Source organism: Serratia sp. LACPHL-BACT-2024-00286 (assembly GCF_043109535.1).
Classification (GTDB): Bacteria; Pseudomonadota; Gammaproteobacteria; order Enterobacterales; family Enterobacteriaceae; genus Serratia; species Serratia sarumanii.
In genome coordinates, this window is sequence record NZ_JBICNA010000001.1 from 716,311 (window position 1) to 729,501 (window position 13,191).

Below are 13,191 nucleotides of genomic sequence, written 5' to 3' on the forward strand. Positions count from 1 at the left end.
TTATTTAATGAAGGGTAATAACGCTGCGTTGAGAATAGAGTAGCAAGAGCGAAAGAAATGTCACGATATAACAAATCACCGTGGAAAGTGATTTGTCACAATAAAAAAACAGCCTGTTTTATTTGGCCGAATTAATATGCCCAAGCCGTTTACCTATGGTTTCAATAATGTAAAGCACGGGGATCTGCGTGGTGATATTGTGATGCCCGCCGATCAAATGCTGCGGAACGTGGTAGGAGAGGTTGAAGTCCGCCAGCCGCGCCAGCGAAGAGGTTTCGTTGTTGGTAATGCTGATGATCTTGCAGTGGTGCAGGCTGAACTGGCTGGCCAGCCGCAGGATCTCTTCGGTTTCGCCGGTAACCGACAGCACGATCGCCACCGCGTTTTTATACATGTCGCTGTTGACGGGATAATAAGGGTCGTCGATATGAGTGCTGAATTTCCCGACGTTGGAAAAAAAACGCGCGCCATATTTCCCCAATGCGCCTGAGGTGCTGATGCCGACGAAAATAATTCGCTCGGCGGCGGCGATATGCTGCACCGCCTGATCGATCAGCTGATTAAACTCATCGTTGCTGACGCTTTTAAAAAAGCTGAGGATTTCGCCGATGCCGGAATCGACCGGCGGCGCATCGCTCTGTTCGAGATACAGCTTGAAACGGATGCGAAATTCCGAATAGCCGTCACAGCCCATTTTCTTGCAAAACCGCAGCACGGTGGTGGTGGACACGCCGGCGGCCTCGGCCAGCTCGCGGATGGTCATGTACATCACTTGATTCTTGTGTTTGCTGACGTAGTTATAAACCATCAGCTCCAGGGCGTTGAGCTCGGCGATTGCTTTATGGGTAAACATGAGTCGGTCCGGCGGCTGAAAACGGGAAGCTTATCTGCGGCTTAACATAGCAAAATTCACCGCCGCTGGCACTGCCGGGCAAAAAGAAAAGCCGCACCAGTCAGGCGCGGCCCAGGGTTCACGACGAACAAATAAAGCAAAACGTTCCGGAAGACATGCCATGAAAACGCGTTTCATCACACCGGGTTAGCATAAGTCAGCGGATCCCGGCGGCAAAATGCCGGTTTCTGCTTTCTAAAGTGAAAGATCGGCAAAGTTATGGCGCCGAGGCCGCGTTGACGAACGCCAATAATCGCGGCGCGCAATCATAAAACCGAGCTTATCTATAGGAAATTTATAGAAAATACCCACTTTTCGTTAAAGCCATGGCGACTACATTCCCTTAACATTATCAAGTCTTTTGATGATAATTATTAGCACGCTGCGCAATTATTCGTCGCAGTGATGTTACGGATTAAATCCGTTTGTTTAAGGGATAGTTTCACCATGGAAATCAATGTTAACGGCCGGGTGGTTCCACTCGGCGATATCTCGCCCGAGACCCCGCTGCTGTACGTTTTACGCAACGATCTGCAATTGAACGGCCCCAAATACGGCTGCGGCCTGGGGGAGTGTGGCGCCTGCACGGTGCTGATCGACGGCGTCGCCGCACGCTCCTGCTCAATGCCGCTGTCTGCCGTAGGAAACAAATCCGTCACCACGCTGGAAGGCCTGGGCAGCGCGGAAGCGCCGCATCCGGTACAGCAAGGGTTTATTGATGAGCAGGCGGCGCAGTGCGGTTACTGCGCCAACGGCATGATCATGACGCTGGTCGCGCTGTTCGAACGGGAGCCGCAGGCCGACGAACAAACCATCAAGAAAGAATTGGCCTACAACCTGTGCCGCTGCGGCACGCATATCGAGATCTTGCACGCCGCCGAGCGCGCCCGCGATCTGCTGGCCGCGCGGAGGCAAGCATGAGCCGCCTCGAACTGACCCGCCGCCAGCTGCTGCAGGCCGGCGGTGTGGTGATGGTCAGCAGCCTGCTGCCTGCGCCATTGAGCGCCTTCGCCGCCGAGTCGGTTGCATCGCCCGCCGATCTGCCGCTGGATCGGGTGGACAGCTTTATCAGCCTCAGCGCCGACGGCCGGGTGACGGCGTTCAACGGCCACGTCGATCTGGGCACCGGCATTCGCACCGCGCTGGCGCAGATCGTCGCCGATGAAATTTGCGTGCCGTTTGATCACGTCACGATGATCCTTGGCGATACGCAACGCACGCCGGATCAGGGGCCGACCATCGCCAGCGCCACCCTTCAGGTGACCTCAGTGCCGCTGCGGCAGGCGGCGGCGCAGGTGCGGCACCTGCTGACGGCGCTGGCGGCCAAAGCCTTCGAACTGCCGGCCGAACAGCTGACGGCGGCGGCGGGGCAGGTATTTGTGACCAGGAACCCAGGGCGATCGCTGAGCTATGCGCAGCTGGCGAGTGGACAAAATCTGCACGTGATGCTGGATAAAAACGTGCAGTTGAACAGCGAACGGCAGAACCACTATGTGGGCCGCGCCGTGCCCCGGGTCGATATTCCGGCCAAGGTCAGCGGTGGGCTGACCTACGTCCACGACCTGCGCTTGCCCGGCATGCTGCATGGCCGCGTGGTGCGCCCGCCATACGTAGGCGCCGACAGCAGCGCGCCGTTGGGCGGCGGCCTGCTGTCGGTGGATGAAAGCTCGATCGCGAACCTGCCGGGCATCGTGAAACTGGTGGTGATCAACGATTTCATCGGCATCGTGGCCGAGCGCGAGGAGCAGGCGATCGCCGCCATGCGCCAACTGAAAACCGAATGGAAACCCTGGGCCGGGTTGCCGGATCTGTCGCCGGAAGCGCTGCCCGCCGCGCTGGAGGCCAATCCGAAAACCGACCGCGTGCTGCGCGACGACGCGGGCACTGACGCCGCGCTGGCATTGCTGCATACCGAAGTGCAGGCCGACTATGTCTGGCCTTACCATCAGCACGCCTCGATCGGCCCTTCCTGCGCGGTGGCGGAAGTCAAAGACGGGCGGGCGCAGGTGTGGTCCGGCACGCAAAACCCGCACGATCTGCGCAAAGACATCGCCAGGCTGCTCGAGCTGCCGCCTGGGCAGGTGCACATCACCCGCATGGAGGCCTCCGGCTGCTATGGCCGCAACTGCGCCGACGACGTTTCGGCGGACGCGGCGCTGCTGGCGCGGGCCACCGGCCGGCCGGTGCGCGTGCAGCTGATGCGCGAACAGGAATCCGGCTGGGAGCCGAAGGGCACCGGCCAGCTGATTCGGGTGCGCGGCGGCCTCGACGCGCAAAACCGGGTGGCGGCCTACGAATTGAAAACCAGCTACCCCTCCAACAATGCCGTGACCTTGCCGCTGGTGTTGACCGGCAAAGTGGCCAACCGGGCCGACGTGCAGCAGATGGGCGATCGCACCGCCATTCCGCAATACGAGTATCCGCACATGCGGGTGATCTGCCAGGACGCCGCGCCGATCGTGCGGGCTTCGTGGATGCGCGGCGTTTCGGCGCTGCCCAACGTGTTCGCCCATGAGTCCTGGATCGACGAGCTGGCCTGGCGCGCCGGCGAGGATCCGATCGCGTTTCGTTTGCGCTATCTGAACGATCCGCGCGCGGTGGCCTTGATTGAAGCCCTGAAACGGCAGGCGAACTGGCAAGACGGCCCGGCGCACCGCTCGCGCGCCGCCGGCGCCGAAGTGGTGAGCGGCCGCGGCTTCGCCTATGCGCGCTATTTTCACAGCAAATTCCCCGGCTTCGGCGCCGCCTGGGCGGCCTGGGTGTGCGATCTCAGCGTCAACCGCCGCTCCGGGCAGATCACGCTCGATAAAATCTTCGTGGCGCATGACTGCGGCCGCATGATCAACCCGGCCGGGGTGCGCCATCAGGTGCACGGCAACGTTATCCAGTCCGCCAGCCGGGTGCTGAAAGAGTTCGTGACCTTCAACAAGACGGGGGTGACGTCATTGGACTGGGGCGGCTATCCGATCCTGCGTTTCGACGAGTTGCCGCAGATCGATATCCAGCTGATCGATCGCCCGGAGGAAGCGCCGATGGGCGCCGGAGAATCCGCCTCGGTGCCGAGCGCGGCGGCGATCGGCAACGCGCTGTTTGACGCGCTCGGCGTGCGCCTGCGCGAGGTGCCGTTTACGCCGGCGCGGGTGCTTGCCGCGCTGCGCGCCCAGGCCGGCCATTAATCCCCGTCACGAACAAGGACAGCAAAGATGAGTAAGATGAAAAAGATCGCCGGGTGGGGCGGGGTTACGGTGCTCGCCGTGGTGGTGGCCGGCGTTGTCGCCAGTTGGCAACCGGAAATCGCGCCGCTCGCCGCCGATGCGACGAACAGTTTTAGCGAGGCGCAGATCGCGCGCGGCAAAACGCTGGCCGATCTCGGCGATTGCGCGGTGTGCCACACCCGCTCAGGCGGCGAGCGCAACGCCGGCGGGCTGGCGATGGCGATCCCCTTCGGCACCATTTACAGCACCAACATCACGCCGGACGTGGAAACCGGCATCGGCAGCTGGAGCTACGCGGCGTTTGAACGCGCCATGCGCCACGGCGTCGATCGCCAGGGCCGCTACCTTTATCCGGCGTTTCCCTATACCGCCTTTACCCGCACGAGTGACGACGATCTGCAGGCGCTGTACGCCTACCTGATGTCGCAACCGCCGGTCAACTATCGGCCGCCGGCCACCGATCTGCACTTTCCGTTCAATATCCGCCAGGGCATCTTCGCCTGGAACCTGCTGTTCCTGACGCCGGGCGCGATGCAGGAAAACCCGGCCCAAAGCGCCGCATGGAACCGCGGCGCTTATCTGGCCGAAGGGCTGGGGCACTGCAGCGCCTGCCACTCGCCGCGCAACGTGTTGTTCGGCGAGAAAACCGGTAGCGACCACCTGGCCGGCGGCGTGGCGGAAGGCTGGACGGCGCCGGCGTTGACCGGCCGCTCGCCCGCGCCGCTCGATTGGACGCAGCAGGATCTGGTCGATTTCATGCGTACCGGCTACTCGGCCAACCACGGCGTGGCCGCCGGCCCGATGGCGCCGGTGATCGAAGAAGGGTTGTCCCGCTTGCCGCAGGCGGATCTGCAGGCGATCGCCGTCTATCTGCGCAGCTATCATCCTGAAACGGCGGCGGGCGCGACGGCGGCCACGTTGAACGCTAAGGCGGAGCGGCAGGTGGAGCCCCTGAGCTCGCAAGGCGCGCGGCTGTTTTCCGGCGCCTGCATGGCTTGTCATGCGCAGGAAAAGGGCGCGCAGATGGCGGGGGTGCGGCCTTCTCTGGCGCTGAACACCAACCTGTTCGCCGAGGCGCCGGACAACGCCATTCGCGTGGTGCTGGATGGCATACAGCGGCCGGCGAACGCCGAACTGGGCTATATGCCGGGCTTCCGCCATAACCTGGATGACGCGCAGATCGCCATCCTGCTCAACTATCTGCGGCAGCACTACGCCGGTCAGGCACCGTGGCCCGATCTGACCGCGCAGGTCAGCCGTTTGCGCGCCGAAACCGCGCAGAAATAGCCGTCGGGGGCTGGACAGCCGCGTCGCGTTGGCGACAATAGGATCTTTCACATGGACAGGGGCAGTAAAATGAATACGTTAGACGCAATCCGCCAGCGCCGCGCCACCAAACAGTTTGATGCGCAGCACGTGATGACGCTCGAAGAGAAAAAAGCGTTGCTGACTATCGCGCTGCAGGGCGCACCCAGCGCTTTTAACCTGCAGCACTGGCGCCCGTTGCTGATCGAAGATCGCGCCCAGCGCGAGAAAATTCGCGAAGCGGCGTGGGGGCAGGCACAGGTCACCGACGCGTCGATGCTGGTCGTGCTGTGCGGCGATCTGTCGAGCTGGGAGTCACAGGTAAAAAACGTCTGGGCCGAGGCGGCGGAGCCGGTACAGCAGTTCATGATCCCGGCCGTCGATCAGTATTATCGCGGTAAGCCGCAGGTGCAGCGCGACGAAGTGATGCGCAGCAGCGGTATCTTCGCCCAGACGCTGATGCTGGCGGCCAAGGCGCAGGGCTACGACTCTTGCCCGATGGACGGGTTTGATTTCGACGCCGTGGGAGAGATCATCAACAAACCGGCGCACTATCAGATCGCGCTGATGGTCGCCATCGGCAAGGCGGCGGGGCAGCCTTATCCGCGCATCGGCAAACTGCCGTTCGACGAGGTGGTGAAAACCGATCGTTTCTGAGCTGAGCGGTGAATGACAAAAGGGAAGGCTTGCGCCTTCCCTTATTTTTTTGCGACGCACAGTTCGTTCCAGTAGCTGAAACGGATGCGCCGTTGCAGGCGGTGATACCACATGGCCAACTCCTTCTACCCTACACGGTGTAAATAAATAACACCGCGCCGGGCGCAAGACGAATGCCTTATTGTGCATAGCTTGCCCGCCGGACGGGATTAACCGGTTTTATCAGCCCGCCGGGCGACCGGCGAGAGCCGCCAGCCGAAGTTCATGCCCGCCGCGGCGCCCAGGATCGCCAGCGTGCCCAGCAGCTGTAACAGACTGAGGCGGTGGCCGAACGCCGCCCAGTCCACCACGATCGCCACCGCCGGGTAGATGAACGACAGGGCGCCGACCAGAGAGGTGGGGATCTTCTGAATGGCGCCGTACAGCAGCGTGGACATCAAGCCGGTATGCACCAGGCCGAGGGTCGCCAGCAGCAGCCAGTCGATCGGGGCCGCAGGCGGCGTGGCCAGGCCGGCGAACGGCGCCATCACCAGCGCGCCGACGGTAAGCTGAATCAACACGATCAGCTGCGGCGGCAGCGCGGCCAGCTGTTTGACGATCGCCGCCGCAATGGCGTACATCAGGGCCGCACCCAACGCCAGCGCCACGCCGAGCAGATAGTCATCGCCGCCGCCGTTTTGCCGGCCGGTGACGATCAACACCATTCCCGCGAACGCCAGCAGAAGCCAGCCCAGCCGATTAGCCGTCAGCTTTTCGCCGAACAGCAGCGCCCCCAGCGCCACCAACATGAACGGCTGAACGTGGTAGGTAACGGTGGCGACCGCGATCGAGGCATGCGCATAGGCGGCAAACAGCAGCGTCCAGTTGAGCACCAGGGCGATTCCCCCCAGAATGGCGAAGCTCAGCTGGCGCCGGTTGATCGCGCCTGATTTCAGCTGACCGAGTGCGGCGCAGGTCGCCAGCATGGCCAGCGCGCCGAACGCGCAGCGCCAAAACACCACCGTCGCGGGCGGCTGCCCTAAAACGAGCACCGGCCACCCCACGGTGCCGGAGATGGTCATGGCGAGGATCATTTGCACTGCGCCGCGCGTTTTCGTTTTCATGTGGTTTCCCTCGTTGCCTGCCCGCACTTGCGGCAAAGCGGTGCAATCATTAAAATGAACAATCGAACATTATGATGAACATGAATACGAGTGTTCGTCAAGTCGAACAAATGGATGGTATAACGAACAATGAGCGATAGCCTAATGCAGAACATCACGCCAATCGGCCTCTTGTCGGCGGCGATCCGCCGTGAGCGGGAGCGAGTGAACCTGTCCGTCACCGAACTGGCGAAGCGTGCGGGCATCGCCAAGTCCACGCTGTCGCAGTTGGAAGCCGGCAGCGGCAATCCCAGCCTGGAAACGCTATGGGCGCTGGCGATGGCGCTGGATGTGCCGGTCAGCCGGCTGATTTCACAGCCGAGCAGGCAGGTGCAGGTGATCCGCGCCCATGAGGGAACGCCGGCACTGTCGGAGCAGGGCAACTACGCCGCCACGCTGCTGGCCACCTGCCCGCCGGGGGCGCAGCGCGACATTTACCGGCTGCGGGTGCAGCCCGGAGAAGCCAAGCTTTCCCGGCCGCATCCTCCCGGCACCGTCGAGCATGTGATTATCAGCAGCGGGCGCGCGCGCCTGGGGCCGGCAGACCAGCCGCAGGAGCTGAGCGCCGGCGATTACATCAGCTATTCCGCCGATCGCGAGCACGTTTTCGAAGCGCTGGAGCCGGAGACCACCGCCGTGATGCTGATCGAACAGGGCTAACCTGGGCGTTGACGGTTCGTTTATTGAAAATGATTCTCAATTATATTAGTGTGCCCGCCTGTTTTGACGCCGGGACGGGCGCGTAGCCCGGCGTCGCTGTTTATTGCCCTTCAAGGACCGAAGATGAAAATCGCTATTCCTTCCCTGCTGTTATTCGCCGGTTTGACGGCGACGCACCCGGCCACCGTGTTGGCCGTCGCACCGCCCGCCGCGGCGGATCAGGGCCAGAACGACACGGCCAACAACGATTTCAGCTTCGTACGCTATCGCGCGGATTACCGCGTCAACGCCAACGCCACCAACGTGAAGACGGAAAGCTACGAAGTGCTGCTGAAGACCAAGGCAGCGGTCGAGAAATTCAGCCAGATCCGCCTGAGCTACAGCGAAAAAATGGAAACGCTGGAGGTGGTCGCCGCCTACACGCTGACCGCCGACGGCCAGCGCCACGTCGTGGCGCCCGATCGCATCTATACCCAGGAGAGTTACTCCAGCGCCACGGCGCCGCTGTATGCCGACCGTAAAGTGCGCGTCATCGTGTTCTCCAACCTGGCGCCGGGATCGCGCGTGGTGTATGAGCTGCGCCGCACGCAAAACACGCCGTATTTCCCCGACTATTTCGGCCTGTGGGAGACGTTCAGCGTTTTCGATCAGTTCGACGATGCCGAAGTGACCCTGCAGGCGCCCGCCAAGCTGCCGATGCATATTTTCACGCGCGGCGTGGCGGGCGGAGACAAGCCGCAGATCCGCGACGGGCAGGCGCACTGGCGCTGGCATTATTCACGCAGCGCGCCGATGAAATCGCAAAACTGGGCGGCGGACAGCTGGACCTTCAGCCCGACCATCATGGCCAGCACCTACCGCGAGTGGCCGCAGTTGGCCAAGGCCTACCAGCTGAAGGCCGGCGCGGCGGCGAAGGTGACGCCGGGCATCCAGGCGTTGGCGGACAACATCACCGCCGGCATCAGCGATCGGCGCGAGCAGGCGGAGGCCCTCTATCGCTGGGTGGCGCAAAACATTCGTTACGTGGCGGTGTATCTGGGCAACGGCGGGCTGGAGCCGAATTCGGCGCAGAGCATTCTCGACAACCACTACGGCGACTGCAAGGATCACGTGGTGATCCTGGAGGCGCTGCTCGCCGCCAAAGGCATTGCAAGCTCGCCGGTGCTGATCGGCATGGACGAAGGCCCGATACTGCCTAAAGTGCCGCTGCTCAGCCGCTTTAATCACGCCATCACCTACGTGCCGGAATTCAAACTGTACCTGGATTCCACCAATCCGTGGGCGCGCTTCGGGCAACTGCCGGAAGGCGATCTGGGGGCGCCGGTGCTGCTGACGCGCGACGCCAAGCTGGCGCGCACGCCGGGCAGCGACGAGCAGCCGGTCAAGAGCGCGCTGAGCGTCGATTTCGTGTTCGACAAAGCGGGTAATCTGCACGGGCAAACCGAGCGTCGGCTGAGCGAAGTGGAAGAGATTGACCTGCGGGGCTACTTCTCGCAGATCAACCGGCAGAACCGGGCGCAGGCCGAAGCGTCTATCATGTCCGCCTCCGGCATCGACGGCAGCGGCGAGGTGGCGATGAACAGCGATCCGCTGGATCTCAAAAAACAGTTCGGTTACCGCTTCCGCTTCAAGGCGGACGACTACGTCGATTTCGGCGTGGTGGGTGGCATGACGCTGCCGAATCCGCCCGGCGGCAAATCGTTCCGCACGCTTTACACCACCACGGCGGCGCCGGGCAACGAAACGCCGTTCTACTGCAGCGCGCAGCGCTACGACGAAACCTACCGTCTGCAGCTGCCGGCCAACGTGCCGATCATCGCCATTCCGCAAGACAGGCAGTTCCGCAATGCGGCGGGCGACTATCGTGTGGCGTGGCGGCGCGACGGGCAGCAGGTGATCGTCAATCATCAGCTGCAGGTGAACGCCATTCGCGGCAAGGAGGCGCTGTGCCAGGCGCAGGATTACCCGGCGTTCCGCGAGCTGTTCCAGCAGGTGCGGCGCGGTTTCCGCGGCCAGGTGGTGTACGGCGAATTGGCCACCGGCAAGTAAGCCGATGCCCCGTCGCGCTAAGCGGCGGGGCGCACGCCTCAGTTGAACTCGCCCGCGACCTCGGACCACAGGCTGACGCGGCAGCCGCGCGCGGCGAAATAGTCCATCTCGCGCTTGATGCCGCCGCTCTCTTGCCAACCCGGCAAATCGAGCACGATCAACTCATCCATCGCCGCCATGAACAGGGCGTCGATCGGCGCCCACAGCCTGCCGATGGCGGTTTTGTCGAGCTCTTGCAAACACAGGTTGATCGGATGCGACATGCTGACTTGGCTAAAAACGGCGCTGCCGGCGCGCACGATAGCGGCGGCGACCTCGTTGCAGGCGATAAAGCGTTGCTGCACGACGTTGGCGTCGGCGTGGCTGTAGGGGCAGGCCAAAAATATCTTTCTCATTACCGTTTACTCTCTCAATAACTAGAACGTGGGAAAAAAGGGCGCAGCTTTCCCGTGAGGCGGCGCCCCGTTTATTTTTTATGGCTCAGGGATAAATTCAGCGAGCGGCGGCGGCAATAGCCGTCGCTTGCCTTTGCGTCTGTTCTTTTTCCAGCAATTCGGCTTCCGGCACCGAGATCTTGATGGCGATCAGCACGGCAATCATGCCGCCGAGGAATTTACCCATCATGATCGGCAGCACCAGCGAAGGTTGGAAGTTGGCGGTAAACGCCAGGTGATCGCCCAACGTGGCCTGCGCACAGATGCCGAAGGCGACGCACAGCACCTTATCGCGCGCCCGCATGCCTTTGAACAGGTGATAAACCGCGATGATATTGGCCAACACCATAATAAAGCCCAGCGCGCCGGTATCTGATAAGCCGAGTTTTTTGCCGATGAAATGCATCGGCTTGCGGCAATAGCGCTGGAACAAATAACAAATGGGGAATGTGCCCGCCAACATAATGCCGATGTAACCGGCAATCTCGATGGCGCGGAATAATTCGTCTTTGTCGGCGAATAACGGATCGAATACCCAGCCGCCGAACACCTTTTTAAACACGCCGGTGAAATGCTCGATGATGCACAGCGCCAGCACCAGTTTGATAAAGGCGTCCGCCGCCTTGCCGAAGATCAGGAACCCCTTCACCATGGCCGCCGGCCGCAGCTTCAGGCCCAGCGCCAGCAGGAAACACAGGACGAACAGCGGCGACAGCAGCCGCAGCGCCTGCAGGAAGTCCAGCTGCAGGTAGTGTGCGGCGGGCGAGGTGGTGGAAATGATCTCCCTGACCGGCAGGTTGTTGAAGGTGATGGTCACCAGGGCGATCAACACGGCGAACGGAATGCTGATCAGGCCCGCCATCGCGCCCAGCGCCAGATATTTATGGTCGTCGCGGTTCAGCATGATAAGCCCGACCGGGATCAGGTACACGATGCTGGCGCCGGAGGTGTATCCCACCAACATGGCGACGATCCACATGTCGCGGTTGGCGGCGATGGCGTCGGCCAGCTGATAGCCGCCCATGTCCACGGCGATCACCGCCAGCGCCGCGATTGAGGCGTCGGAGCCCAGCGCCGAGAAGAAGGGGCCGATGCTGTGCATGATCAGGTAAGAGATGATCGGGATCGCCGCCATGATACCCGCCTGGGCGAGAAACACCGGGCCGATGGCGTGAATGCCGTTGACGAACTCGCGCCCCAATTCACCTTCCGGTTTGACGATCGACGCCAGCGCGCCGATCAGGGTGCCGGCCATGATGATATAGATGATGAAATTACCGAACTCAGCCATGGTGCTCCTCCTGCGATGAACGTAAGCCGCGCGAGCGCGCGATGATTTCCTGATAGCGGGCGAACCAGACCGCCATATCGACCTCGGCGGGCTCCGTCACTTCATAGCGGTTGAGCACCTTGAGCGGCTGTTCCATACCCAGCCCTTTACGCGCCTACTGCGCCACGCCCTGAGCGGTGATCTCTTTGTTGGCGGGCGTGACGATGCGCTTTTGGATCAGGTTGGCGAGGAACTGCGTGAAATAGCGGTTGGCGGACAGACCGCCGTCCACCGAAATGCTGTCGCCGATCGGTTTCAACTTATCCATGGCGTTGATCACCTCGGCGGAACGCATGGCGATGCCTTCGAGGATCGACTGCAGCAGATCCTTGCGTTCGGTTTCCAGCGACAGGCCGGCCCACACCCCGGCGGCGGAGCGGTCCCAATACGGGCAGGCCAGCCCGGAAAGTGCGGGCACAAAGGCCAGGCCGCGCGCGATGGCCGGCTGGGCCGGAAAATCGCCGAATTCATCGAAGTCGTTGAACAGGCCGATCTTTCTCGCCCAGTTAATGGCGGAGGCCGCGTTATAAACGCCGCCGTCCAAGCCATACACCGGCTCGCTGCCGGGCAGCTTCCAGCACAGCGTGGGCAACAGGCCGGACTCGCCGGCGTCGATCGGGCGCGGCCCGGTGATCGCCTGTAAAAAGGCGCCGGTACCGAAGGTGATCTTCATCTGCCCCGGTTGATGGCAGCCGTGGCCGTATGTGCCGGCAAACTGGTCGACGATGCAGGCCGACAGCGGCACCGGTTTGCCGTTGAGCGCGACGTCGCCGAAGTGGCCGATGTTGTCTCTGACCTCGGGCAGGCTGTCGATCGGCACGCCGAACAAACGGCACAGCTCCTCGTCCCACTGCAGGGTATGGATGTTGAACAACGAGGTGCGCGAGGCCGAGTTATAGTCGGTGAGATGCCGGCCGCACAGGTGGAACAGGAAGAAGGCGTCCATGGTGCCGAGCCGCAGGCGGCCGCGTTGCGCCAGCTGCCTAGCCCCCGGGGCGTTGTTCATCAGCCAGCCCATCTTGCTGGCGGAGAAGTAGGTATCGAGCGGCAGGCCGGTTTTCGCCATCACCAGCGGTTCGACGCCTTCGCGTTTCAGGCGCTGGATCTCCGGCTCGGTGCGCTGATCTTGCCAAACGATGGCGTTGTACAGCGGCAGGCCGCTGTCGGCGTCCCAGGCCAGCAGGCTTTCGCCCTGATGCCCCAAACCGATGGCGTCCACCATGTCGCACTGGCTGAGACAGCGGCGGATATTCGCCAAAATCTCCAGGGCGTCGTGTTCCACCCAGCCCGGATTGGGGGTGAATTGCTTGTGCGGCATGCTGGCCGGCGAATGGTGCCTGCCGTCTTCGCCGAACACCACGACCCGGGTGCCGGTGGTTCCCTGATCAATCGCGGCATAACGTTGATTCATCATTGCTTCACTCTCTTATAGGTTTTGTTTTTTATTGCGCCTGGTGTTGGTTGTGTGACCGTTTTAATAATCTATCTTCAATTTCACACATTAAAG

12 protein-coding genes are annotated in these 13,191 nt (G+C 62.1%); 6 read left to right on the top strand and 6 right to left on the bottom strand.

Annotated features, from left to right (window positions below; translation table 11 throughout):
• Positions 1-118 precede the first annotated feature (118 nt).
• Complete coding sequence (locus ACF8MC_RS03450) at positions 119-853, bottom strand: MurR/RpiR family transcriptional regulator (RefSeq protein WP_033648369.1); 735 nt, start codon at positions 851-853, stop codon at positions 119-121.
• Positions 854-1,339: 486 nt separating this feature from the next.
• Between ACF8MC_RS03450 and ACF8MC_RS03455 the strand changes: the two genes are divergently transcribed.
• From ACF8MC_RS03455 to ACF8MC_RS03470, 4 genes are all read left to right on the top strand, one after another.
• A complete protein-coding gene (locus ACF8MC_RS03455) occupies positions 1,340-1,813 on the top strand; it encodes a (2Fe-2S)-binding protein (protein WP_047567386.1) in 474 nt (157 codons plus the stop codon).
• Positions 1,810-4,068: a molybdopterin cofactor-binding domain-containing protein gene (locus ACF8MC_RS03460; RefSeq protein WP_164104968.1), complete on the top strand. Its 2,259-nt coding sequence runs from the start codon at positions 1,810-1,812 to the stop codon at positions 4,066-4,068. Before ACF8MC_RS03455 ends, ACF8MC_RS03460 begins: the two co-directional genes overlap by 4 nt.
• Positions 4,069-4,095: 27 nt before the next feature.
• Positions 4,096-5,394 carry a cytochrome c gene (locus tag ACF8MC_RS03465; protein ID WP_164104967.1) on the top strand — a complete coding sequence of 433 codons (1,299 nt, stop codon included), beginning with the start codon at positions 4,096-4,098 and terminating at the stop codon, positions 5,392-5,394.
• A gap of 69 nt (positions 5,395-5,463) precedes the next feature.
• The gene (locus ACF8MC_RS03470) at positions 5,464-6,069 is read left to right on the top strand and encodes a nitroreductase family protein (RefSeq protein WP_033632999.1); all 606 of its coding nucleotides are present in this window, start codon (positions 5,464-5,466) and stop codon (positions 6,067-6,069) included.
• 209 nt (positions 6,070-6,278) lie between these two features.
• Here the strand turns inward: ACF8MC_RS03470 and ACF8MC_RS03475 are convergent, their stop codons facing one another.
• Positions 6,279-7,172, bottom strand: a complete 894-nt coding sequence (locus ACF8MC_RS03475) for a DMT family transporter (protein WP_039566050.1) — start codon at positions 7,170-7,172, stop codon at positions 6,279-6,281.
• A gap of 129 nt (positions 7,173-7,301) precedes the next feature.
• Between ACF8MC_RS03475 and ACF8MC_RS03480 the strand changes: the two genes are divergently transcribed.
• Both ACF8MC_RS03480 and ACF8MC_RS03485 read left to right on the top strand, forming a co-directional pair.
• Positions 7,302-7,871 carry a helix-turn-helix domain-containing protein gene (locus tag ACF8MC_RS03480; protein ID WP_033634588.1) on the top strand — a complete coding sequence of 190 codons (570 nt, stop codon included), beginning with the start codon at positions 7,302-7,304 and terminating at the stop codon, positions 7,869-7,871.
• 123 nt (positions 7,872-7,994) lie between these two features.
• The gene (locus ACF8MC_RS03485; protein ID WP_164104966.1) at positions 7,995-9,920 is read left to right on the top strand and encodes a DUF3857 domain-containing protein; all 1,926 of its coding nucleotides are present in this window, start codon (positions 7,995-7,997) and stop codon (positions 9,918-9,920) included.
• A gap of 38 nt (positions 9,921-9,958) precedes the next feature.
• On the opposite strand, the gene ACF8MC_RS03490 is transcribed toward ACF8MC_RS03485, so the two are convergent.
• The 4 genes from ACF8MC_RS03490 to ACF8MC_RS03505 form a co-directional block, all read right to left on the bottom strand.
• A complete protein-coding gene (locus ACF8MC_RS03490) occupies positions 9,959-10,315 on the bottom strand; it encodes a DUF1937 family protein (protein ID WP_039566053.1) in 357 nt (118 codons plus the stop codon).
• Between the two features lie 97 nt (positions 10,316-10,412).
• On the bottom strand, positions 10,413-11,645 hold the full coding sequence (eutH, locus tag ACF8MC_RS03495) for an ethanolamine utilization protein EutH (protein WP_039566054.1): 1,233 nt from the start codon (positions 11,643-11,645) through the stop codon (positions 10,413-10,415).
• Entirely contained in the window at positions 11,638-11,781 is a 144-nt protein-coding gene (locus ACF8MC_RS03500; protein WP_392423144.1) for a hypothetical protein, read from the bottom strand. The genes eutH and ACF8MC_RS03500 overlap by 8 nt, the downstream gene beginning before the upstream one ends.
• An 18-nt stretch (positions 11,782-11,799) precedes the next feature.
• Positions 11,800-13,098 (bottom strand): glycerol kinase, encoded by a 1,299-nt coding sequence (locus tag ACF8MC_RS03505; RefSeq protein ID WP_392423145.1) that lies wholly within the window; start codon positions 13,096-13,098, stop codon positions 11,800-11,802.
• Positions 13,099-13,191: the final 93 nt, after the last annotated feature.